Annotated in this window: 18 protein-coding genes; 1 reads left to right on the top strand and 17 read right to left on the bottom strand. The window is 71.6% G+C overall.

Annotated features, from left to right (window positions below):
- Positions 1-67: 67 nt before the first annotated feature.
- Positions 68-715, bottom strand: coding sequence for an HD domain-containing protein (locus WMF24_RS17860; RefSeq protein ID WP_437737626.1), 648 nt, complete (start codon positions 713-715; stop codon positions 68-70).
- A 141-nt stretch (positions 716-856) separates the two neighbouring features.
- Here WMF24_RS17860 and WMF24_RS17855 point away from each other — a divergent pair, with 141 nt between their 5' ends.
- Positions 857-2,182, top strand: a complete 1,326-nt coding sequence (locus WMF24_RS17855) for a sigma 54-interacting transcriptional regulator (RefSeq protein WP_437737625.1) — start codon at positions 857-859, stop codon at positions 2,180-2,182.
- Between the two features lie 210 nt (positions 2,183-2,392).
- Here the strand turns inward: WMF24_RS17855 and WMF24_RS17850 are convergent, their stop codons facing one another.
- The 16 genes from WMF24_RS17850 to WMF24_RS17775 all read right to left on the bottom strand — a co-directional run bounded on the left by WMF24_RS17850 (position 2,393) and on the right by WMF24_RS17775 (position 22,135).
- On the bottom strand, positions 2,393-3,229 hold the full coding sequence (locus WMF24_RS17850; RefSeq protein WP_437737624.1) for a hypothetical protein: 837 nt from the start codon (positions 3,227-3,229) through the stop codon (positions 2,393-2,395).
- Between the two features lie 28 nt (positions 3,230-3,257).
- A complete protein-coding gene (locus WMF24_RS17845; RefSeq protein WP_437737623.1) occupies positions 3,258-5,117 on the bottom strand; it encodes a serine/threonine-protein kinase in 1,860 nt (619 codons plus the stop codon).
- Between the two features lie 264 nt (positions 5,118-5,381).
- Positions 5,382-6,275: a vWA domain-containing protein gene (locus tag WMF24_RS17840; protein ID WP_437737622.1), complete on the bottom strand. Its 894-nt coding sequence runs from the start codon at positions 6,273-6,275 to the stop codon at positions 5,382-5,384.
- 442 nt (positions 6,276-6,717) lie between these two features.
- A complete protein-coding gene (locus WMF24_RS17835; RefSeq protein WP_437737621.1) occupies positions 6,718-7,950 on the bottom strand; it encodes a pectate lyase family protein in 1,233 nt (410 codons plus the stop codon).
- Positions 7,951-8,016: 66 nt separating this feature from the next.
- On the bottom strand, positions 8,017-9,501 hold the full coding sequence (locus tag WMF24_RS17830; RefSeq protein ID WP_437737620.1) for a right-handed parallel beta-helix repeat-containing protein: 1,485 nt from the start codon (positions 9,499-9,501) through the stop codon (positions 8,017-8,019).
- Positions 9,502-9,752: 251 nt separating this feature from the next.
- Positions 9,753-11,465, bottom strand: coding sequence for a pectate lyase (locus WMF24_RS17825; protein ID WP_437737619.1), 1,713 nt, complete (start codon positions 11,463-11,465; stop codon positions 9,753-9,755).
- A 99-nt stretch (positions 11,466-11,564) separates the two neighbouring features.
- On the bottom strand, positions 11,565-11,924 hold the full coding sequence (locus WMF24_RS17820) for a cupin domain-containing protein (protein WP_437737618.1): 360 nt from the start codon (positions 11,922-11,924) through the stop codon (positions 11,565-11,567).
- Between the two features lie 24 nt (positions 11,925-11,948).
- On the bottom strand, positions 11,949-12,620 hold the full coding sequence (locus WMF24_RS17815) for a bifunctional 4-hydroxy-2-oxoglutarate aldolase/2-dehydro-3-deoxy-phosphogluconate aldolase (RefSeq protein WP_437738818.1): 672 nt from the start codon (positions 12,618-12,620) through the stop codon (positions 11,949-11,951).
- A gap of 8 nt (positions 12,621-12,628) precedes the next feature.
- Positions 12,629-13,717, bottom strand: coding sequence for a PfkB family carbohydrate kinase (locus WMF24_RS17810; RefSeq protein ID WP_437737617.1), 1,089 nt, complete (start codon positions 13,715-13,717; stop codon positions 12,629-12,631).
- Positions 13,718-13,727: 10 nt separating this feature from the next.
- On the bottom strand, positions 13,728-14,489 hold the full coding sequence (gene kduD, locus WMF24_RS17805) for a 2-dehydro-3-deoxy-D-gluconate 5-dehydrogenase KduD (RefSeq protein WP_437737616.1): 762 nt from the start codon (positions 14,487-14,489) through the stop codon (positions 13,728-13,730).
- 4 nt (positions 14,490-14,493) lie between these two features.
- Positions 14,494-15,834: an MFS transporter gene (locus tag WMF24_RS17800; protein ID WP_437738817.1), complete on the bottom strand. Its 1,341-nt coding sequence runs from the start codon at positions 15,832-15,834 to the stop codon at positions 14,494-14,496.
- 56 nt (positions 15,835-15,890) lie between these two features.
- The gene (locus WMF24_RS17795) at positions 15,891-16,709 is read right to left on the bottom strand and encodes a 5-deoxy-glucuronate isomerase (protein ID WP_437737615.1); all 819 of its coding nucleotides are present in this window, start codon (positions 16,707-16,709) and stop codon (positions 15,891-15,893) included.
- 76 nt (positions 16,710-16,785) lie between these two features.
- Entirely contained in the window at positions 16,786-18,519 is a 1,734-nt protein-coding gene (locus tag WMF24_RS17790; protein ID WP_437737614.1) for a carbohydrate porin, read from the bottom strand.
- A 584-nt stretch (positions 18,520-19,103) separates the two neighbouring features.
- Entirely contained in the window at positions 19,104-20,396 is a 1,293-nt protein-coding gene (locus WMF24_RS17785; RefSeq protein ID WP_437737613.1) for a TRAP transporter large permease, read from the bottom strand.
- Positions 20,397-20,417: 21 nt separating this feature from the next.
- On the bottom strand, positions 20,418-21,083 hold the full coding sequence (locus tag WMF24_RS17780) for a TRAP transporter small permease (protein WP_437737612.1): 666 nt from the start codon (positions 21,081-21,083) through the stop codon (positions 20,418-20,420).
- Positions 21,083-22,135, bottom strand: coding sequence for a TRAP transporter substrate-binding protein (locus WMF24_RS17775; RefSeq protein ID WP_437737611.1), 1,053 nt, complete (start codon positions 22,133-22,135; stop codon positions 21,083-21,085). Before WMF24_RS17775 ends, WMF24_RS17780 begins: the two co-directional genes overlap by 1 nt.
- Positions 22,136-22,548 lie beyond the last annotated feature (413 nt).

The following is a 22,548-nucleotide window of genomic DNA, read 5'->3' as shown; positions in this document are numbered from 1 at the left end:
CCTCGACGCGATCCCTCCGCGGCGGCTCACGACCCGTGACGGCCGCCCCTCCCCGCCGCGCGCCCGCCTACGAGCCAGCCCCGCCCGGCGCCGCCCCGAGCTTGCGCCGCAGGTTGTCGCGCGCGCGCCCCTCGAGGCGGGCCCGGAAGTACGGCGACAGGAAGATGTGCTCGGCGGCGAGCAGCCGCTCGAAGAAGCGCCGCCGGCCCGCGGCGTAGAGCTCGGGCGGCACGGCGCTGTACTCCGCGGCGATCCCGCGATCGTACGCGTCGAACGCCGCCGGATCGCTGCCAAGGATGGCCATGTCGCAGTCGAGGAACAGCGCCTCTTCCTCGTCGACGTCCGCCGGCCCGAGCGCGCCGTGGCGCGCCGTGAGCAGGATGAGCCGCTCGATCAGGGCCTCGTCGAGCCCCTCGGCGGGCAGCCAGCGCGAGACCGCCTCGCGCGCGAGCGCCGCGCTGCGCGCCTCGCTGTCGTGGCGGCCAGGCTCGTACACGGCGTCGTGAAAGAGCGCGGCGAGGAACACCTCGCGCGGCCTCCGCCAGCCGACGTCGCGCGCGACCTCGCCCACCCGGCAGAGCACCTCGCGCACATGGACCAGATCGTGGTACGCGCGCCCCGGCTCGCCGTACGCGGCGCACACCGTGCGCCACAGCGGCTCCGGCAGGGCGAGACCCAGAGGCGCGTCGGGCGGCATGAGCTCGGGCGTCGTCATGAAAGACAGGATACCGGAGCGGCCGCACCGTCGCAGAGCGACGAGCGCCGGGCAGCACCGCGCGCTGGAAATCCGGCCGCGATTCGGAGATGCTGGCTGTCTCTCCGGTCCCACCGGCTCCCCCGGCTCCCCGCCCGCTCAATGCACGACGCCACCCGGACGATCACGACCCTCGGCAGCGACGCTATCGAGCTCCCGGACCTGCGCGTCGTCGTGACGCCGCAGAAGAGCCCCCCGATCGAGGCCACCCTCGGCGTCGCCCCGCTCGTGCTCGGCACCAGCGCCGAGTGCGACGTCGTCATCCCCGACACGCGCGTGTCCCGCCGCCACTGCCAGCTCCGGCTCACGCCCCGCGGCGTCGTCGTCACCGACCTCGGCAGCAAGAACGGCACGTTCATCAACGACGTCCTGATCCACGAGGGCTTCCTCACGCCGAGCGCCGTCGCCTCGCTGGGCGGCGTGTCGCTCACGGTCCGCGTCGGCGGCTCGCCCGTCCTCGTCCCGCTCTCCACGTCGGCCAGCTTCGGCGAGGCCCTCGGCGGCAGCGTCCCCATGCGCGCGCTCTTCGCCCGCCTGGAGCGCGCCGCGGCCACCGCGGAGACGATCCTCCTGCTCGGCGAGTCCGGCACCGGCAAGGAGGTCCTCGCCCGCGCCATCCACGCGGCGAGCCCGCGCAGCGGCGGCCCCTTCGTCGTGTTCGACTGCAGCGCCGTCGCCCCCAACCTCATCGAGGCCGAGCTCTTCGGCTACACGAAGGGCGCCTTCACGGGCGCGCAGGCCGCGCGCGCCGGCCTCCTCGAGGAGGCGAGCGGCGGCACGCTCTTCCTCGACGAGATCGGCGAGCTCCCGCTCGATCTTCAGCCGAAGCTGCTGCGCGCCCTCGAGGCGCGCCAGGTCCGCCGCATCGGCGCCGCGGCGTACACGTCGTTCGACGCGCGCGTCGTCGCCGCCACGCACCGCGACCTCCAGGGCCGCGTCGCCTCGGGCAGCTTCCGCGAGGATCTCTACTACCGGCTCGCCGTCGTCGAGGCGATCGTGCCCCCGCTGCGCGAGCGCAAGGAGGACATCCCGCTGCTCGTCGAGCGCTTCCTCGCGGCGCAGGTGCCGCCGCGCACGCTCGCCGACCTGCCCCCGAACGCGCTGGAGCTGCTGCGCGGGCACCACTGGCCGGGCAACGTGCGCGAGCTCCGCAACACGGTCGCGCGGCTCGTGCTCTTCCCGCACCTCGCCGAGGAGGCGATCGTCAAGGTGTCGCCGCGGCCCGCCGACATGGGCGTCGCCCAGTTCGCCGCGCTGCCGCTCCGCGAGGCGCGCGACATGGTCGTCGAGCAGTTCGAGCGGACGTACATCGCCATGAAGCTCCGCGATCACGGCGGCAACGTCGCCCGGGCCGCCGCGTCGATGGGCGTCTCGCGGCAGCTCGTCCACCGGCTGATGGAGCGCTACGGCATCCGCAGCAAGGGGTGAGCGGCGGCGCGGCGCTCGAGACGGGGCGCGGGCCTGCGCTCAGCACGGCGCGGGGAGAGCGATCAGCACGGCGCGGGGAGAGCGCTCAGCGCGGCGCGCGGGGCGAGCGCTCAGCGCGGCGCGCGGGGCGAGCGCTCAGCGCGGCGCGCGGGGCGAGCGCTCAGCGCGGCGCGCGGGGCGAGCGCTCAGCGCGGCGCGCGGGGCGAGCGCTCAGAACGCGCCGCGCAGCGAGAGCGCGGCGCCGTCCGGCAGCAGGGCGGAGCCCGGGGCCGGCGCCGCGGGGACGACCGGCTCGAGCTGGAAGTAGAGCAGCGCGCCCACGCCGGCCGCGACGAAACCCACGCCGGCCGAGATCGCGCCGGCCGTCCACGCGACGTCGATCGCCTCGACCTCGCCCGCCGAGCACCCGGGCGCGCACCTGCTGCGGAGCTCGCCGCGATCGACGTGCCCCTTGACGCCGAGGAACGCGCCGACGCCGAGCGCGACGGCGCCGGCGCCGACGAGCACGAGCGGCCAGCGCTTCCGCGCCGGCGCGGCGGCGTCCGCGGCGCGCGGCAGCGGCGGCGGCGGCGGCGGCGGCGCGGCCGGGAAGCGCACGGCGATCGGCAGCGCCTTGTCGCCCGGCGACAGCGTGACGACGGCGACGACGCGCGTCCCCGCGGCGTCCTCGAACGTCAGCGTGTGGCGCCCGGGATCGACCTCGACCGGGGCGCTGGGGAGGGCGTCGACGAGCGGCGCGCCGTCGAGCAGCACCCGCACCCGGCCGGGCGCGCGTCCGTCCGCGGACGTGGCCGACAGCGCGACGCTCGGCATGTCGCGCTCGACCACCTCGCTCCAGCTCTTGCAGTCGCGGGCGAGCGTCTCCGGGCACGAGCTCGCGCACAGCCGGAGCTCCGCCCGCGCGCGCAGCAGCGCCCTGTCGCGGACGAGCTGCTGCGCCTGCTCGTACGCGCCAGCGCACGTCTCGCCCACGCCCTGCGCCCTGGCGCGCGAGCCAACGAGGAGGACGACGGCCGCGCCCACGGCGACGAGGAGGCCCCGCTGCATGGCGGCGCAGGCTACACGCTTCGGCTGCTCAGAGGCACTCACGCTTGATCCGCCGGATGCCGTCGCCGTCCACGTAGTAGGGCGGCTCGCAGCGCGATCGCGGCCGCGCCGACGGCGCGGCGCGCGCAGGCCTCGCGGCGCGCGCTCCCGCGGTGCGCTCCTGCGCGGCCGCGCGCGCGACAGGCGCCGGCTGCGCGGCGGCGGGCGCGGAGGCGGTAGCCGGGCTTGTGGAGGCCGCGCGGGCCGGCGCAGGCGCCGCCGGGCCGCCCGTGGCGGCTCGCGCCGGTGTGGAGCGCCCCGTCGCGGGCTCGGGGTTCCCCGCCGCGGGCGCGACGGCTGCCGCCGCGCGCGCAGAAGCCCCCGCCGCAGGCTCCTGGACCCCCGCCGCAGGCTCCTGGACCGGCGCCGCAGGCTCCTGGACCGGCGCCGCAGGCTCCTGGACGCCCGCCGCGGCTTCCTGGACGCCCGCCGCGGCCTCCTGGACGCCCGGCGCGGCCTCCTGGACGCCCGCCGCGGCTTCCTGGGCACCCGCCGCGCGCGCGCTCGCGGCGGGCGCCGCGGAGGCGCCGGCGCTGGCCTCCTCGGCCGGCGACGCCGCGATCCCCGGGCTCCCGTCGCAGCGCCCGGCGATCACCGCCAGCAGGAGCGCGGCGGCCCCGAGCGCGAGCGAGGTGCCGCGGGCGACCCACCCGCTCGGCTGCCGCGCCGCCGCCGCGGCGGCGATCGGCGTCGCGAGCGCGGAGGCCGCCGGCCGCGCCATGTCCTCGACCGTCCTCGTCATCGTCGCGACCGTCACCGAGGGCCGCGCCGCGCGCGCGCGGTTGCCGGGGGGCCGCGCCGGGCTCGTGTCGAGCTCCCGGAGCGCCGCCGGCTCCGCGGCGGCGGGGCTCGCCGGCGGCGGCGCCTGGGCGGCGCTGCGCTGCGACGTCTCGATCTCGGCGAGGCTCTTCGCCCGCGCCTCGAGCAGCGGCCCCGCCGTCGCCTCGACCCACGCCCCGACCGCGCGCGGGCTCGCCGGCGGCAGCGCGTCCTCCAGCGCCGCCGCCATCTCCAGCGCGGTCGCGTAGCGCCGCTCCGGGTCCCGATCGAGGCCCCGGAGCACCACCTCGTCGAGCGCCCTGGGCACGTCGCCGAACGCGCTCGGCGGCTGGACGACGCCCTCGAGGATGCGCCCGAAGATCTCCGCGTCGCACTCCCCCGTGAACAGCCGACGCCCGGTGAGCGCCTCCCACAGGACCACGGACGCGGCGTAGATGTCCGCGCGGCGGGTGAGCGGCGCCCCGCGGAGCTGCTCCGGCGCCATGTAGCTGAGCTTGCCCTTGAGCTGCCCGACGCGGCTCACCTGGCTCCGCACCGCCGCGCGCGCGATGCCGAAGTCGAGGACGCGCGCGATGCCGTCCTCGCCGACGAGGATGTTCTGCGGCGACACGTCGCGGTGGACGATCTGGAGCGGGGCGCCGTCCTCGGCGGTCGCCTCGTGCGCCGCGTGAAGGCCCGCGAGCGCGCCGGCGACGATGGCCGAGACGACCGGCTGCGGCACCCGGGTCCCGCGCGCGCCGGCCTCGCGCAGCAGGCTCGAGAGCGCCTCGCCCGCGATGTACTCCATGACGAGGAAGAGCTCGCCGTCGGCCTGCACGCTGTCGAGCGTGGCGACGACGTTCGGGTGGCGGATGCGCACCGCGAGCCGCGCCTCGTCGAGGAGCATCGACGAGAACTCCGGGTCCCGGGCGAACTGCGGGTGCAGGCGCTTGATCGCGACCGTGCGGGCGAACCCGTGCGCGCCGACGAGCCGCCCGAAGTGGACGGACGCCATCCCCCCCGAGGCGATCACGCCGTGGAGCGTGTACCGATCGAGGGTCCTCCGCTCGCGCTCCTGCGCCGTTGCCATCGTCGCCCTGTTCTACAACATCTCGGCGGTGTTGCCGGACTGTAACACGCGCCCCCGCGCTCGCGGGAAATGACGGTGGACGACGCCGCGCGGCGGACGAAGGGCGTCCCGTCGCCGCTGTGGTGGTCCGATGTCACATCGGTCGATGTGCAACCGCACGTGTCCACCGTGTCAACCCGCGGTTGACACGGGCCGGCGACGGCGGCGCGCTGCCATGGCGGGCGTGCGCCGGGCGCGCCGCGCGACAGCGGCGGCGCGCGCCGGTCAGAGCGGGACCTCGATCACGCTCTCGCAGGTGAAGTCGACGCTCAGGACCGCCTGCGTATCCGCCTGGATCGTGTCGCACGAGCTGACGCAGAGCACGATCTCGGTCGGGCTCGCGGGATCGTCGTAACGCCAGGCGCCCTCGGTCGCGCAGCCCTGGTCGTAGGAGAGCTCCGTGGGCGCGTTCGAGCCGCCCGCCGTGTAGAGCACGCGGACCTTCTCCTTGTCGAAGGACCTGCCGTCGGGAGCGGGCGGGATCGCCATCGTGCACGACACCGAGGCGCTGCGGATCTCCTCGAGGGCCGCAGCGAACGTGGCCACGGTCTGCGAGGGGTCGCCCGTGTCGATGAGGACGGCCTGCTCCGTGCCGCCCGCCGCGGCGATCTTGTGCAGGTCGGAGACGGTATCCGGCGCGTCCGGGAGCGGCGGGTTCGCGACCCCGATGACGTACGTCGGGATGTTCTTGGCGAGCGCCGCCTCTGCGTCCGTCATGACGGCCTGGATCGTGTCGTCGGCCTCGTCGCAGCCCTGCGGGTAGCCGTCCGTCACGAGCACGATCGCGTATTTCCCGGGAGCTGCCTGTCGCTGGGCCTCGATGAACGAGACCGTGCCCCGCATCACCCACGCCGTCGGCGTCCCGCCGCGCCAGTCGCTCGATGTCATCGGCTCGATGACGTCGATCGCCGCGCCGAAGGCCTCGGAAGGGAGCGGCGTCAGCGCGACGTCCGGCGTCGTGTAGGACGCGAGCTCGCACCTGTCCTCCTCGTCGGGGAAGAACGAGAGCGAGGCCGTCAGCCCTTCGGACGCAGGATCCGCGAAGAACTGCCTGGTCGCCGCGACCACCGGGTCCCACTTGAGCGACTTGTCGTGCCAGTCCTTGTCGCCCTTGCCCATGCTGCCCGACACGTCGAACGCGAAGGCGAGGTATACGGGCTGGAGGCCGGCAGCCGCCGTCTGCGTGGCGCATGCGCCGTCGCCGCCCGTCGGGCTGCCGCTGCCCGCGCCGTTCGCTCCGGCCCCGCCGCCGATGTCCAGCGAGCCCCCCGCGCCGAAGGAGCCACCGGAGCTCGCCCCTTCCCCTTCACGCTCGCCTCCGTCGCTCGGGCTACTACCGCACCCGAGCCCGACCGCAGCCATGCTCAGCACCGACATGGCAACCGTAAGCAATCTCATCCTTCGACTCCTTGCACGACCGCGTGCCGGTGCCCTGCTGTCGACATCGAATCACAGGGATCGCGCGTGGTCTCGGGCCTCCCAAGCACGTGAAGTGCCAGGGCCCGGAAGCGCCCGGACCACGCCGCCCTCGTCGTCGATGGGTGTCGGGGAGCTGGAGCAGCTATCTCGGGCCAGCGCACCGCGTCACGGCATCTTTCAACGTGGCGTCGGCCGTATCGAGCGTCACCGTGTACGGCGGGGTGAACGCGCTCCCCTGCCCTGTCTCCTTCCGGGTGGTGTCCGACATGCCGAGGTAGGCGTTCCCGCTCGCCACGATCTGCGCGGTCGGCTCGCCGTCGTAGAAGATGTGCGGGTCCTTCACCCCGTCGAAGGTGTTGTTCTCGACCCGGAGCCTGGCCTGGAGGCCGCCCCCGATCGCGTAGTTGTTGCCGGCCGCCGAGTAGTAGTTGTTGAAGACGTGGACCTGGCCGAAGCGGACGCGCGGCATGCGCTCCGTCACGCCGTCGGCCCACCAGTTGTGATGATAGGTGACGCGCAGCCGGCCCGTGTCCTCGTCCGCGTTGTTGTCGCTGTGGCCCACCAGGTTCGAGAAGCGGTGAGCGGGATCCGGCGCGTCGCTCGTGTAGTGGAACTTGCACCACGAGATGGTCACGAGATCCGAGCCGTGGACGACGTCGAGGTTGCCGTCCAGCGCGTCCCAGACCTCCACGTGGTCGACCCAGACGTGGTGGGCGAAGTGGATCTGGATCCCGTCATCCATGGTCGAACGGGCGTTGATCTTGAGGTTCTGGATGACGACGTTCTGGATCGGCGCGTCGATCGACTTTCCCCGGACCTGGAGTCGGCCGAGGAGGGTCGCGCCCGGGCCCATCCCGATCAACGTCTTGTTGGACGCCACGTCGATGTCCACGCCGCTGATGTCGATCTCGCCGGAGAGCTGGATGATCAGGGGCTCGGCGCTCTCGGCGTATTCGACGAGCTGTTCGGCCGTGGTCGCGGTGACCGTCCTCCCGCCGAGGCCGCCCGTCGTGCTCGCCACGCCGTGGCCGCTCTCGCCCGCCCATCCGACCAGCGCGCCGGCCGGGCAGCCGTCGGTGGCGCCGCCGCCGGCGCCCGAGCCCGCGCTCTGCCCGCCGCTCCCTCCCGCGCCCTCGCCGCCCGCGCCGCTGCTCGCGCCTCCGCCGCTGCCCGGCGTCCCGGCGCCGCTCGTCCCGGCGCCGCTCACCGTCGTCGACGGCCCGCTCGCCCCGGCGCCAGACGCGGTCGCGCCGTCCCCGCCGCCCGCGCCGACGGCCTCGGCGTCGTCTCCGGACGATCCGCAGCCGCCTGCGCCGCAGAGCACGACGAGGGCTACCGCCCAGGGGGTGAAACGATTCGACCGCTCATGCCACATGGTTGCCTCCTGATAGCGTGAAGAAACACCGTCGCGCGGCTGCGCCCGGCGGGGCCGCCGGAGCCGTCACTGGACCTCGAAGGCGCCGAGGTCGGGCGCGGCGCCGGAGTACGGGAGCGCTGGGCCCTCGGCCGAGCCCGCGTTGACGAACTGGCTCGTCGGGGCGAGCCGCAGGAAATCGGTCTCCGGCAGGCTGCCGTCGGGGTTGCGCGGCGCCTTCGCCAGCGCGCGATCGAGGCTGAGGAAGTCGGCGTCGGTGGCGCCCTCGAACGCGTTCGAGACCTGCGTGCCGACCGGCTCGTCGCCGGACTTCCTCGCGTGTGAGATGTTGTTGATGAACGTGTGGCACCCGCCCTCGCCGAAGGCGAAGTTCATGGATCCGTTCAGCCACCCCGTGCAGTTCTTCACGGTGATGTTGCCGATGTTGTTGTTCTCGTCGAAGCCGCGGACCTTGTTGCCGAACGCGACGGAGCGCGTGATCACGTGATCGGAAGCGAGGCCGTTGCTCCCGCCCATCTTGAAGCCGTTCCCGTTCCCCATGTACGGGACCGGAGGCGGCGTGCTCATGTACCCCCCTTCCTCGTACCCGTTGTCGAACGCCCAGCACTGGTCCAGGAGGACGGGCTTCAGCGGCTTGCCGTTGCGGTTGAACATGTCCCAGCCGTCGTCGGAGTTGTTCCAGGCGCGGCAGCCGTGGAACTCGTTCCCCTCCCCGACGTTCAGCTTCGGGGCGAAGCCGTCGGCGTCGCCGCCGTCGGGGGGATCGTAGTTGCTGTACGAGTCGCAGTTGACGATCGCGTTGAACGAGGGCCACTCCTCCTCCGGGGTCTCCAGCTCGCCCAGCCGGCCGCCGAGCTGGAGGCCCGAGTCCCGGTTGTGGTGGAACACGCAGTTCTCGATGACGTTGTGGTGCCCCGAGATGAAGAGGCCGTTGTCCCCCGCGTTGGCGATCTCGATCCCCTTGATGTGCCAGTAGCTGCCGTGGAGCTCGACGCCGCGCGGGCTGGCCGGGTCCCCCTTCTTGTAGTACTGGTCCTTGAACTCGAGCACGGGCTCCTCGCCGGGATAGGCGTACACGCGCTTCCTCTGCTCCGGCGTCCCGTCGTTCCCGTGGGCGATCTCCACCGTCGGAACGTAGAGGTACTCGCCGCCGCGCAGGTAGATGGTCTGACCTGGCTGCACCAGGGTGACGGCCTTGTACAGCGTGGTGGGCGCGTCGAGGGTGCCGGGGTTGTCCTCTGCGCCGTCGGGGGCGACGTAGAGGTCGTCCTCCGACGGAGGCGGATCCATGCCGCCGGCGCCCGCTGACCCGCCGGCGCCGGACGAGACGGCCGCCTGGCCGCCCTGCGCTGCGGAGCTGGCCGTCGAGCCGCCCTGTCCTGCGGAGCTGGTCGTCTGGCCGCCTCCTGTGCCCACCGCGCCGGCGCCCGCGCCCCCGGCTCCGCTGGCGGATCCATCAGGCTCGGCGACGGAACCGCCGGCGTCGCTGCAAGCGGCCATCGATGCGAGCAAGAAGCCGGCGCCGAGCGCCGCAAGGGTACGAAAACGCATTTCGATGTCTCCATGGCCAGGACAATGCCGCGTCGCCAGACCCGCTCCTGGTTCCGCGGTAACAAAAAAATCGAACCACAGAGGCGCCGAGGGCACAGAGGAAGAGAAAGAGAGAGAACGAGAGGGGCTTTTATCCTTCTTTCCTCTGTGCCCTCTGCGCCTCTGTGGTTCCTTGTCTCTTCAAATCAGGGACAGCCGCGTGCGACGCGGCACGCGCGGATCCGAGGTGATGGCGGCCGTCGCGGTGGTGCTCACTGCACGGGCGCAACGTAGGCGATCAGGGTGCCCATGTTCTTGATGAAGCTCTCCACCGAGATCCCGGTCGGCGCCTCCTCGGCCGGGTAGGTCGCAGGCGCCTTGGCCGGGTCGTAGGGCGATGTGTCGTTGCGGTCGCCGACGTGCGTCGTGGCGTAGGTGTCCTCCAGGTAAGGCTCGGCGCTGCCAGGCCCTATGTAGGGGTTTGTCATCGTCTTGATCTTCGTCGGCCAGTAGCCCTCTCCAGTGAGCTCGTCGACGAGCTTCTGCGCCTCTTCCTCGGTCACCGGCGGGGTCGTCATCGTGCTGCCGGCGTAGAGGTCGTCGAGCTTCACCTCGCGCAGCGAGAAGTACTTCGGCAGCGCCACGGGCCCCGTGATCTCGAGGGGCGAGCCCGCCGTGAGCTCCTCGGGCGACATGGCCTTCAGCTCCTCGTAGCGCGCGCGAATGGCGGCCACGTCGAGCTTGCGCGCCTGCCCGTAATGGCCGATGGGCTTCTCGGGGCTCTTGTCGAAATAATATTCGCCGTTGACGACGTTCGAGCCGCGCCGGTGGACGAAGAGCGGATCGCCGGTCCCGATCTCGATGTACGTGGGGTGCGTGAAGTCGGGAAAGATCTGCGCGTGCTCCGGCGACAGCGCGACGCTGTCCAGCCAGTCCAGCGCCTCCGGCACGCGGGCGATGTACTTCTCGTCCCCGGTCAGGTTGTAGAAGTTGAGGAGCTGCTGGATGTTGTTCGCCGTCGTGTGCGTGGTCAGCGCCTTCGGCTCGTAGGTGCGCGCGCCGGAGGGCTCGCCCTCGAGCGTGAACTGCAGGCCCCAGGCGGGCTGCGGCGCGGGCTGCTGCAGCGCCACGAAGCTGCCCATGGCGCGCTCGACGTTCTCGAGCAGCCGCGACTCGCCGAGCGCCAGGTGGCACATGATCAGGAACTTGATGTTCTCTCCCGCCACGTCGTCGTTGAACGTGATGAGGCTCGTGTAGTCGGGCATGCCGTCCTTGCCCATCAGCGGGAAGCGCTGCGGCCAGCCGCCCTGGGGGTACTGGCTCTCGGTGACGAAGCGGATCGCCTTGGTGAGCGGGTCGCGGAACCGCTCGTCCTGCCGCTCGACGTACATGCGCAGGAGGAGCTGCGAGGCCACGGCGGTGCCGGCGTCGTCGAACGTCGCGTTGCCGTAGTAGTGCTGGAACTCCTCGAGCCGCCAGCCGTTCTTGCCGATCGTGTCGTACCAGTCCTTGAGCGACTCCTCGCCCGCGAAGTCATGGATGTAGTTCCAGCCGCCGGCCTCGTGCTGGGCCTCGATCAGCGCGAGCGTCACCTGCTCGGCGGCCTTGTAATAGAGCTCGTCGCCCGTCGCGTGGTAGGCGTCCAGGTAAAGGTGGCCCATCGACGGCGTGCCGGGCGGCTGCACCCAGAGCATCGTGCGCTTCGCCTCCATCTCGCCCCAGCTCCGCGAGAGATCGGGGAGGTAGCTCCACACGTAACCGCCCTTGTAAGCGACCTCCTCGCTCATGAAGGTGGCCGCGCGCTTCATCGCATCGAAATACGGCTCCATCCCGGGCGGCACGTTCGGCCCGCCGCCGGACCCGCCGGAGCCGCCGGAGCCGCCGGAGCCGCCGGAGCCGGCGCTGGAACCCGGGTCGTCGCCCCCGCCGCAGGCGGCCAGCATGACGGGCAAGAGAATCGACTTCGTGAACATTCTGCGTTTCATACGCACCTCGATCGCACCGGGCCGCTGCGTCGGTCACAGGACCCGTCGAAAAGACACGGTGACAAGGGTGAATCGGAGAGGCTGACCGGCTCGCTGCGCTCAGGGCATGTAATCTTCGCGAGCTGGCGTGAAGACATCGAGCACGACGGACGGCTCGAACGCCCAGGCCTGGTGCTCGACGCCCCCGCGGACGACGAAGCTGTCCCCGGCGCGCGCCTCGAACGCCTCGTCTCCGCACGAGAACCTGAGGTGCCCGGAGATGACGTAGACCATCTGGTCGTGCGGATGGCTGTGGCGCGCCCCGGCCCAGCCGTCCTCCATGTGGTGCTCGACGAGCATCATGTTCGGGTTGTGGGCCAGGATGCGCCGCCTGAGCCCCGGCTCCGGCGTGAAGAACTCGACCTCACCGCCGGACACGCGCACGAGGCGCGGGACATCTCTCTTCTGAACGTGGATCATCCTTCTTCTTGCTCCTCGAGGCGACTACGCCTGCGCGCCCTGCCTGAGCTCGGCCCGCGCGGACCTGACCGCGGAGACGAACTCACGCGCGCGCTCCGAGAGGACCTCGTCCTTGCCCGCCGTGAGCGCCGCGGCGTCGACGAGCTCGCCGCCGACCCCGAGCGCCACGGCGCCGGCCGCGATGAAGTCCTTCACCGTCGACAGGTTCACCCCGCCGGTCGGCATCACCTTCACGTGCGGGAGCGGCCCGCGCAGGGCGCGCAGGTACTTCGCGCCCCCCATCGCGGAGCACGGGAACACCTTCACCGTGTCCGCGCCGGCGTTCCAGGCGGTGATCACCTCGGTCGGCGTGAGCGCCCCGGGGAAGACCGGCTTCCCGAGGTCGTGCGCCGCGCGGATGACCTCCAGATCGAGCCCCGGGCTCACGATGAACTGAGCCCCGGCCTCGATGCACCCGCGGGCGGCGTCCGCGCTGAGCACGGTGCCCGCGCCGACGAGGACGTGGCTGCCCATGCGCGAGGCGATCTCGTGCATGACGGCGAGCGCGTCCGGGACCGTCATCGTGATCTCGATGACGTCGATGCCGCCCTCGCGCAGCGCGCGCGCGGCGCGCACCGCGAGCGCTCCGGACGGCGCCCGCACCACGGGGACGACGCCGGTCTCCTCGATACGGCGGACGATCTGCTCTCTGGTCATCTTCTCGTTCATCGCTCGATCCTCGCGCTCGCCCCGCTCATCGCCCGCCGCACCTCGCCCAGCGTCGCCATCGAGGTGTCCCCCGGCGTCGACATCGCCAGCGCGCCGTGCGCGACGCCGCACTCGAGCGCCCACTGCGGGCTCTGCTCGGTCAAGAGGCCGTAGATGATCCCCGAGGCGAACGAGTCCCCGCCCCCGACGCGGTCGAGGATCTCGATGTCACGCTGCGGGACCTCGTAGAACTCCCCGTCGCAGTACAGGATGCCGCCCCAGCCGTTGACGCTCGCGCTCCTCGCCGTCCGGAGGCTCGTGGCCACGACCGAGATGTTGGGGTACGCCGCGACGACATCGGAGATCATCCGGCGGAACCCCTGGGTGTCGAGCTTGCTGTAGCTGCTGTCCACGCCGGACACCTCGAAGCCGAGCGCCGCGACGAAGTCCTCCTCGTTGCCGAACAGGCAGTCGACGTACGGCATGAGGGCGCGATTGACCTCGCGCGCCCGCTGCTGCCCGCCGAAATTCTTCCACAGCGAGGGCCGGTAGTTCAGGTCGTACGAGATCCGCACGTCGTGCTCGCGCGCGACCTCCATGGCCTCGCGCGCCACGCCCGCGGTGGTCTCGGACAGGGCGCAGAAGATGCCGCCCGTGTGGAACCAGCGCGCCCCGCGTTCGCCGAAGACGGCCTTCCACGGGAGATCCCCGGACCTGAGCCGCGACGCCGCGCTGTGGCCGCGGTCCGAGCACCCGACGGCGGCGCGCGGCCCGAAGCCGCGCTCGGTGAAGTTGAGGCCGTTGCGCACCTCCCGGCCCACGCCGTCGTAGGGGACCCAGCGCACGTACGACGTGTCGACCCCGCCCTGGAGCATCAGGTCTTCGATCAACCGCCCGACCGGGTTGTCCGCCAGCGCGGTGGCGATCGAGGTCCGCAGGCCGAAGCAGCGCCGCAGCCCCCGCGCCACGTTGTACTCTCCCCCGCCCTCTCCGACGTCGAACGTCCGGGCGGTGTGGATCCGTCGCTCCCCCGGATCGAGGCGCAGCATCACCTCGCCGAGGCTCACCAGATCCCATTCACAGCTCTTTGCATCGCGGATCTTCATCTTCAGCTCCTCAACGGCTCATCCAGCCGCCATCGACGACCAGCACGTGGCCGTGAATGTATTTGCTCGCCTCCGAGCACAGGAACAGCGCGGCTCCCGCGATGTCGCTCGGATCTCCCCACCGCCCGGCCGGGATGCGCTCCAGGATCTGGCGGCTCCGCCCCTCGTCGGCCCGGAGCGCGGCCGTGTTGTCCGTCGCGATGTAGCCAGGCGCGATCGCGTTCACGTTGACCCCCTTCACCGCCCACTCGTTCGCCAGCGCCTTGGTGAGCTGAGCGATACCGCCCTTGGACGCCGCGTAGGCAGGCACCAGGATCCCGCCCTGGAACGAGAGCAGCGAGGCGATGTTGACGATCCTGCCCGACCCCTGATCGAGCATCTCCTTGCCGGCCAGCTTGGACAGGCGGAACGCGGACGTCAGGTTGACCTCGATCAGGAGATCCCAGTCCTCGTCGGCGTACTCGACCGCCGGCGACCGCTTGATCAGCCCCGCGTTGTTCACGAGGATGTCGAGGCGCCCGAGCTCGGCCCTGGTCCTCCGGACGAGCTCCGCGTGGGCCGCGCGATCGGCCAGATCCGCGGCCATCCCGATGGCGCGCCGGCCGAGCCTGTGGATCGCGGCCATGGTGGCCTCGCCCGGCTCGTCCTTGCCGTGGCAGGCGACGTCCGCCCCGGCGCCCGCGAGCGCGGTCGCGATCGCCGCGCCGATCCCTGTGGCCGAGCCCGTCACGAGCGCGACCTTGCCGTCCAAACGAAACGGATCGCTTGTCATTGTCCTATCCTTGTCGAAGTCGCGCGGCCTCGAGCCGCGGCACGAGCGCATGAATGATGGCGAGCGCCATGAGGTAGGCAGACGCCGCCATGATGAAGAGCGTCGAGTAGCTCCCGGTGACCTGCAGGACGCGGCCGGCGATCTGCGCGATGAGCATCCCGCCGATCGCCCCGGCCATGCCGCCGAATCCGACGGCCGAGCCCACGGCCTGCGACGGGAACATGTCCGTTGTCAGCGTGAACAGGTTCGCCGAGAACCCCTGGTGCGCGGCCGTGGCCAGGCCCAGGAGGAGCACGGCGACCCAGAGCGAGTCGGTGCGCGTGGCGAGGAACACGGGCGCGACGCCGAGCGCGCAAACGAACATCGCGGTCTTGCGCGCCGCGTTCGCGGTCCAGCCGCGGCGCATCAGCGTCGAGGAGAACCAGCCGCCGGCGATGCTTCCCACGTCGGAGAGCAGGTAAATCGTCACGAGGGGCGGGCCGATCTGGAGCAGGTTCAAGCCGTGCTTGCGGTTCAGGAAGTCGGGGACCCAGAACAGGTAGAGCCACCAGAACGGGTCCGTCATGAACTTGCCGATCGCGAACGCCCACGTCTGGGGGTGCGGGAGGAGCTCGAGCCAGCCGACCTTGCCCGGCGGCGGGGACGGCTCGCTCGTGATGTACGCGCGCTCCGCCTCCGAGACGCGCGGGTTCTCCGCGAGGGGGCGGTAGAAGATGATCCAGGCGATGATCCACAGCGCGCCGAGCGCGCCGGTCAGCGCGAACGCCGCGCGCCACCCCCACGCCACCGCGATCCACGGCACCACGAGGGGGCACACGATCGCGCCGATGTTGGTCCCGGAGTTGAACAGGCCTGTCGCGAGCGCGCGCTCCTTCTTCGGGAACCACTCCGCGATCGTCTTGATGGCGCCCGGGAACAGGCCGGCCTCGCCGATGCCGAGGGCGAAGCGGGCCGCGGAGAGCCCCCCGGCGCTGCCCACGAGCGCGTGCGCCGTCGCCGCCAGGCTCCAGAACCCGACGGCGAACGAGAACCCGCGCCGCGTCCCGATGCGATCCATGAGGCGGCCCATCGTCACCATGCCGATCGCGTAGGCGGCCTGGAACGACGTGACGATGTTGCCGTAATCGATATCGTTGTAGCCGAGGTCCTTCTGCAGCGTCGTCTTGAGGACGCCGAGCACCTGCCGGTCGACGTAGTTGATCGTCGCGGCCGTGAACAAGAGGGCGCAGATCACCCAGCGATAGCGCCCCACGCCGGCGGCGACCTGCGGCGCGACGCCGGCGCCTGAGCCCCGCGGCGCCTCCGCGGGCACATCGGCGAGGCCCGTCGTGGGCTCCGATTTCATGACCATGAAGCACTCCTCCCTGGAGCCCGCGCGGCGCCGGCTCGCCCCCGCGGTGGCTACTTGAGGCTCGCCTCGAGGCCAGAGCCGCGCTGGCTGAACTCCGGCTGCACGTTGACCACGCCGAACACCCGATCTTCCCGCTCGCGGTGCGCGGCCATGAGCCAGATGAAGTTGATCGCGTGCCCGGGCGCCGCGACGTTCGGGTGATAGCCGGCCGGCATCAGGACGGCGTCGCCGTCGCGGACCACGGTGACCACCTCGGGCGACTCCGGGGTCGTGTAGACGAGCTGCACGCCGAACGCCGGAGGCGGCATGTCGAAGTACACGTACATCTCCTCGAGGATCTCGGTGTGCTCGTGCGGCGGCCAGCTCGTCCAGTTCCCCGGGGCCGAGCGCGTGAACCCGGCGACGATGCGACCCGCGTCCACGTTCTTGCCGATCAGGATGCTGAGCTCGCGCTTCGTGGCGTCGCCGCCCGCCGTGAACTTGAGCGCCGGGTCCTGCTCGATATCCCTGTAGCGCACGACCTGGAGCGGGTAATCCCCCTCCACCTCGGCGCCGCACTCGACGAGATCGACCGACGATCCCGTGCTGACCTCCACCGTCGATCCGCGAGGCACGTAAACGGCGTCGTACCGGCCGAGCCCGATCGTGTCCCCGCCGTTCACCTGCACGACGCACTGGCCGGCCATGCAGAGGAGCCCGACCTCGCGCCCGTTGGTCTCGAAGCGCGCCTTCGGGACGGCCTGATCGAGCAGGATGCGGCCGTAATGCAGGCGCTTCATGGGGCTGTCGGCCGGCGTCACGGAGAGCATCCGCCCCTTGTGGGACGCCGTTGCGCGGACCACGACCTGCTGAGGATTCACTGGCTTCATGGAAAGAGACCTTCCGCTGTATTGGTTAAGTGCGTTTACGAAGTCGCGCGGCGGAGCCCCGACGCTCCGTCGCGCGTCAGAAAGCCGGGCTCGCCTTGATGTTCCACTCGACGTTGAGGCCGATGAAGTGCTCCCACGAGCGCTGGCTGAACACGTCGTCCCGCGCGTAGAGCGCCTTCGCGCCGTCGTCGCGCCGGGTGACGAGCCAGATGAAGCGGAGCTGCGGGCGCTTGAAGTCGCCCTTGCCCGCCACGTTCAGGAACGGCACGAGCCCGAAGCGCACGACGCTCGCGCTGTGGTGGCTCGCGCCGGCCGGCGCGCCGGGCGCCGCGGGATCGGCCGGCGGCGGGACCCTGCCGCGCCGCTGCGCCTGGTACGACCCCTCGACCGCGATACCGCCCCAGTCGCGCAGGTAGACGTGCGGCCGCACGACGAAGATGCCCTCGTCCAGATCGCTGAAATCGAAGTCCGCGCTGGCGTTGCGGAACGAGCGCACGTACCCCGAGGCCATGAGGCCGAGCGGCCCCGTCTCATAATTGCCGCTCAGGGTGACCATGAGCTCGTGCGCGCCGGACGCGGTGCCGTCCGGCGCGGGCTGGAAGGGGCTGCCGAACTCGCCGTACGCCGCGAGGTCGCCCGCATACCGGAGGAACAGGTGCAGGTGCCCGTTGTCCACGCCGGTGAACGGGCTGACCTGGGCGCCGATGACGTACCCCGAGTCGCTCGGCAGGTCCTCGAAGACGCCGGCCTCCGCCGTCTCGCGCCTGCCGGAGGGCGTCGTGTGCAGCTCGCCGTACAGGACGCCCTTGACGCCCGCCTTCTCCCCGACGGGGACGGTGTGGCTCGCCTTGAAGCTCGAGATGAGCCGCTGGCGATCGAGGACGTTGACGTTCGCCACGCCGGGCTGGTTGAGCGCCGGCGGGCGCTCCACCGCCTGCGTGTAATACGGCGTGAGCGGCCGGTTGACGCCGGCGTGGACGGCGAAGTACGTGCGCTTCGAGGGCAGGTCGTAACGCGCGCCGCCGCCCAGCGTGTTCAGCCAGTCGAGCGGCCAGAAATCGAGCAGCTCGCTGTTGTCACCGCGGTAGAGGCGCGAGCCGATCCACACGGACAGGCCCTTGAGGCCGAGATCGCGCTCCTCCACGAAGGCGTTGCGGAGCGACATGTTGATGTTCCACGGCCGCGCGTTGTTGTAATGGAGCGTCGGGGCGTCCACGACCAGGCGGACGGCGACGCGCGTGGTGGCGCCCGTGGATTGCCAGTAGTCCTGCCGCTCCAGGTCGAGCTGGACGAACGTGGACTCGTCGAGGCGCGAGCCCCTCAGGACGATGTCGGCGTCGCGCGGCGCGTTCCCCTCGCCGTCCATGGCCGCGACGGCCCGGCCGACGCCGCCGAAGAAGAACCCGCTCTCCGGCACCTTCTCCTGCGGCGGCATGCTGGGCTCTTCCTTCGTCACCGGCTGCTGGGACGGGGCCACGGGCTGCGCGGGCTCGGCGCTCCTGGCCGCGACGGCCTGCGACGCGTCCTCCCCGGGCTGCTGCGCGTCCGGCGCCTCGGGCGGCGCGTCCGGCGCCTCGGGCGCCTGGCCGGGCGAGGGCGCCGGCGTCGCGGGAGGGGGCAGCGGCTGCGCGTGCGCGACCGCGGGGGGCGCGCAGAGGGCCGCGCCGAGGAGCGCGCAGGCCAGGCTGCGCGCGCTCGCGAGGCGGGTAGATGACGCGGCCGCGCCTCGGTCGGATGAGCGCGCGCTGCATCGCGAGCTGCGGTGAACATCATGCCCAGGGTGGCAACAGCGATTGACGATGGAGTTCAAGGGGGCGCCGATCTCGTGGGGGGTTGGAGCTTCGCCAGCGCGAGCAGCGGGGCTGTCGTCGAGGCGCGCGAGGCCCGACAGCACGTCCTGTGGCTCGCTCCGCGTGGGGTGCGCTTGCAGCGTCCACGCTTGACTGCAGACGTTTGCACACCACGAGTGCAAACCACGAGCCAAGGGCACACACCGCGTTCGCGGCGCCGTGACGCGCGCGACGCCCCGGGTTGGAGCGATGAGCCGAGGCCCGTCCGCAGCGGCTCTGGGCCGGATCCGACCCGAGCGCAGGACGTGCCCCGAGGCGCCCTGGCGACGACCTGGCGCGCTCCGCCTGGACGAGAGGCAGTTTCCCTCGCAACGCCGTAAACCCCGAGTTGACATGTGCGACAGCCGTGGTTGACGCGCGCAATGGCCGGCGCCGTCGCGCGTTCGCGCCTGCGGGCGCGGCGGGCGCTCGATGAGCCTGTGAGTCGAGGGTGGGTTTGGAGGAGCGCCGGAGCGGAGCTCCTCCGGCGGCGCGCGGGGCGAGAGCGGCGTTGCCACGCTTCCGGCGCGGCGCGCGGTGCGCCCCGCGCCCGCGGGGCCGCGCCTCAGAGGTTGAACTGTGCCGGCAACCAGAGCGAGAGCTGGGGCACGTAGCTGATGAGCATGAGCGCGACGATCATGGCGGCGAACATCGGCATCATCGGCCGGACCACCCTGGCGATCGTGGTCTTGCCGACCCCGCAGCCCACGAAGAGGCAGGTGCCCACCGGCGGGGTGCACAGGCCGATGCACAGGTTCGTGACCATCAGGACGCCGAAGTGCACAGGGTCAATGCCCATCCCCGTGACGACCGGGAGGAAGATGGGCGTGAAGATCAGGACCGCAGGCGTCATGTCCATGAAGGTGCCCACGACGAGCAGGAGCACGTTGATGATGAGCAGCGTCGCGAACGGGCTCTGGGAGATCCCCAGCATCACCTGGCTGACGCTCTGGGGCACCTGCTCGAAGGCGAGGACCCAGCTCATGGCCTGGCTGGCCCCCACCAGGATCATCACCACCGCCGTGGTCTTCGCGGACTTGAGCAGGATGCGCGGCATGTCCTTGAGCTTGACCTCACGATAGAACAGCGTCCCCAGCAGGAACGCGTAGGCCACGGAGACCGCGCTGGCCTCGGTCGCCGTGAACACCCCGGCGAGGATGCCGCCCATGACGATCAGGATCAGGAGCAAGCTGGGGATCGCCTGGGCGAAGCTCCGCAGGACCTCGCGGAGCGGGACCTTCTCGCTAACGCCCACCGGCTGCTTGCGGTTGGCCAGGAACGCCACGACCATGATGGCCAGGCCCACGACCATGCCCGGGACGACGCCGGCCAGGAACAGCGCGGCCACGGACACGTTCCCGGCCACCACGGCATAGACGATCATGATGTTGCTCGGGGGGATGAGCAGCCCGGTGGTGGCCGAGGTCGTGGTCAGCGCGACGCTGAACTCCCGGCCGTAGTTCTTTCGCTCCATCTCCGGGATCATGAAGCCCCCGATGGAGGAGACGGCAGCCGCCGCCGAGCCCGAGACGGCCCCGAAGAGCATGCACGTCAGCGTGTTGACGTACGAGAGGCCGCCGTGGAAGCGACCGACCACGGCGCTCGCGAAGTCCATGAGCCTGCGGGCCATGCCGCCTTCGCCCATGAGCAGGCCGGAGAGGACGAAGAAGGGAATGGCGAGCAGCGGGAAGCTGGCGATGCCGGTCGAGATGCGCTGCGCCACGATGTAGCCCGTGGGCACGTCGCCCAGCGAGGCGACCGTCAGCACCGTGGACAGGCCGATGCAGACGGCGACCGGGACGTTGAGGAGGAGCAGCGCGAAGAAGCTGAACACCAGGATGAGGACTTGGATTTCCATGGCAGGTCCGGTTCTGGAAGGTCATGTGTCGGTGACAGGCTCGCCTCTCCTAGGCGACGCCCGCCCGGTGAACAGCTCCACCAGGTTCTCGATGCAGAACATGAGGAAGAAGGCGCCGCTGATGGGCACGGCCAGGTAGGCGTAGCCCACCTGGATGTCGAGCGCGGGCGACACCTGCCCGGACTCCAGCGTCTTGATGACGAGCGTCCATCCGCCGTAGATCAGCGCGAACGCGGCGAAGGCCGCCACGAGGAGCTCGATGGCGATCGCCGCGACGCGCTGGGCCGCCGGATCCAGCTTGCCGACGAAGTAGTCGACGCCGAGGTGCGCTCTCTCGCCGTAGGCGAGCCCGGCGCCGAGGAGCGAGATCCAGACCAGGAGATAGACGGCGAGCTCCTCGGTCCATCGGCTCTGGTTGCCGAGCACGTAGCGGGAGAAGACGCCCCAGAGGGTGTCGAGCGTGAGCGCCGCGAACGCGGCGACGAGCACGACCTCCAGCACCCTGATCAGCCCCGCGTGCAGCCTGTGCAGCGGCCCGACGACGGCCGGCGCTCGAGGGGCCCGAGCGGCGCCGGCCGGGCCGTCGCGGCCCGCGCCCGGCGCCGGCGCGGGCGACCGGGGCTCCCGGGGGGCGCTCGTCTCCTCGTCGTCGAGCAGACGCCCTACCGCGCGCTCCTGGATGTCCATCACTTGACCTCCTGGACGCGCTTCACGAGCTTGCCGAGCTCCGCGCCCTCGAGGCGGTCGTACATGGGCTGGACCTGCTCGCGGAACGCCTCCTTGTCGGGCCTGTGGATGGTCACCCCAGCCTTGGTCAGCGCGTCGAGGGACGCCTGCGTGCTCTTCTTCCACGCCTCGCGCTGGAAGACGGCCGACTCGTCGGCCGCCTCCTGGATCCACCCCTGGACCTCGGGGCTCAGCGACTCCCAGATCTTCTGGCTGAACAGGATGATGTCAGGGATGCTCGTGTGCTCGTCGAGCGAGTAGTGCTTGGCGACCTCGAAGTGGCGGCTCGTGAGGAGGCTGGGCGGGTTGTTCTCGGCCCCGTCGACCATCCCCTGCTGCAGCGCGGAATACAGCTCGCCGAACGCGATCGGCGTCGGCGCGGCGCCCATCTGCGAGACGAGGTCCATCGCGGTCTTGCTCTTCATGACGCGGATCTTCTTGCCCTTGAGATCCGCCGGGCTCATGACGGGCGCGTCGATCGTGTAGAAGCTGCGGCTCCCGGAGTCGTAGTAGCAGAGCCCCCTCACGCCCACCTTCGTCCCGGCCGCGGCGAGCTCCTTGCCCACGTCGCCGAGGAGCACCTTCCAGAAGTGCTCCTCGTCGCGGAAGAGGTACGGCAGCCCGAAGAGCGCCATCTCCGGGATGAAGCTCTCGAGCGGCGCCGTCGAGGTCTTGACCATCGCCAGGGCGCCTCGCTGCACCTGCTCGATGCTCTCGGTCTCGCTGCCGAGCTGCCCGTTCGGGAAGATCTGCAGTTGCACGGCGCCGCCCGACTTCTTGTCGAGCTGCTTCGCCATGTACTCCATGGCGACGTGCACCGGATGCGCCTGATCGAGCGCGTGCGACAGCTTCAGGACCACTCGCTTCGTGCCGGCGCTCGTCGCGCCGGCAGCTCGCCTTTCGCCGGCGCCCTCCGCGGACGCGGGGCGGGCCAGCACCGAGAAGGCGCCGGAGGTGATGACGGTCCCCAGCAGGCAACCGAGCACGAGGAAGGAAAAGGCTTTCTTGTCCATATCGATGCACGCCGGAATCGGGGTTGTCGTGAAAGGTTGAACGGCACGGCGCAGCGCGGCGGCCCGGAGGGCCGATGGCAGCCCGCGGCGGGCAGGCCTCGACGGCGGCCCCGCGCGGCGCAGAGGGGCGCTCGCCAAATGGACCGCGGTTTTGCAATCGCTGCGCCAGGCGGAGATCCCGAGACGGGCCGCGCCGTCGCCGGCGGAGCGATGTCAACCTCGAGTTGACTCGGTGGACATCCGACGTTGCGCGTGGGGCGACGTTGGGCGTGGGGCGGCGCGGCGTCGGCGGATCCGGCTGGACGACGGGGCGCGCGCTGGCGGCCCGCCCCTCGCGGCGAGGCGCGCTCCGCCGCCGGCGCTCGCGCCCGGACGTCCTGCACGCGCCGGACCAGCGCGGGACCTCACGTCTT

The sequence above is a fragment of the Sorangium sp. So ce1335 genome, from assembly GCF_051521615.1.
GTDB lineage: Bacteria > Myxococcota_A > Polyangia > Polyangiales > Polyangiaceae > Sorangium.
Note: the sequence above shows the minus strand (reverse complement) of the source record. Positions and strands in the feature narration are given on the sequence as shown.

Coding starts and splice junctions, on each gene's coding strand:
- WMF24_RS17860 (WP_437737626.1), bottom strand. CDS start 715: ATGACGACGCCCGAGCTCATGCCGCCCGACGCGCCTCTGGGTCTCGCC.
- WMF24_RS17855 (WP_437737625.1), top strand. CDS start 857: ATGCACGACGCCACCCGGACGATCACGACCCTCGGCAGCGACGCTATC.
- WMF24_RS17850 (WP_437737624.1), bottom strand. CDS start 3,229: ATGCAGCGGGGCCTCCTCGTCGCCGTGGGCGCGGCCGTCGTCCTCCTC.
- WMF24_RS17845 (WP_437737623.1), bottom strand. CDS start 5,117: ATGGCAACGGCGCAGGAGCGCGAGCGGAGGACCCTCGATCGGTACACG.
- WMF24_RS17840 (WP_437737622.1), bottom strand. CDS start 6,275: ATGGGCAAGGGCGACAAGGACTGGCACGACAAGTCGCTCAAGTGGGAC.
- WMF24_RS17835 (WP_437737621.1), bottom strand. CDS start 7,950: ATGTGGCATGAGCGGTCGAATCGTTTCACCCCCTGGGCGGTAGCCCTC.
- WMF24_RS17830 (WP_437737620.1), bottom strand. CDS start 9,501: ATGCGTTTTCGTACCCTTGCGGCGCTCGGCGCCGGCTTCTTGCTCGCA.
- WMF24_RS17825 (WP_437737619.1), bottom strand. CDS start 11,465: ATGAAACGCAGAATGTTCACGAAGTCGATTCTCTTGCCCGTCATGCTG.
- WMF24_RS17820 (WP_437737618.1), bottom strand. CDS start 11,924: ATGATCCACGTTCAGAAGAGAGATGTCCCGCGCCTCGTGCGCGTGTCC.
- WMF24_RS17815 (WP_437738818.1), bottom strand. CDS start 12,620: ATGACCAGAGAGCAGATCGTCCGCCGTATCGAGGAGACCGGCGTCGTC.
- WMF24_RS17810 (WP_437737617.1), bottom strand. CDS start 13,717: ATGAAGATCCGCGATGCAAAGAGCTGTGAATGGGATCTGGTGAGCCTC.
- kduD (WP_437737616.1), bottom strand. CDS start 14,489: ATGACAAGCGATCCGTTTCGTTTGGACGGCAAGGTCGCGCTCGTGACG.
- WMF24_RS17800 (WP_437738817.1), bottom strand. CDS start 15,834: ATGAAATCGGAGCCCACGACGGGCCTCGCCGATGTGCCCGCGGAGGCG.
- WMF24_RS17795 (WP_437737615.1), bottom strand. CDS start 16,709: ATGAAGCCAGTGAATCCTCAGCAGGTCGTGGTCCGCGCAACGGCGTCC.
- WMF24_RS17785 (WP_437737613.1), bottom strand. CDS start 20,396: ATGGAAATCCAAGTCCTCATCCTGGTGTTCAGCTTCTTCGCGCTGCTC.
- WMF24_RS17780 (WP_437737612.1), bottom strand. CDS start 21,083: ATGGACATCCAGGAGCGCGCGGTAGGGCGTCTGCTCGACGACGAGGAG.
- WMF24_RS17775 (WP_437737611.1), bottom strand. CDS start 22,135: ATGGACAAGAAAGCCTTTTCCTTCCTCGTGCTCGGTTGCCTGCTGGGG.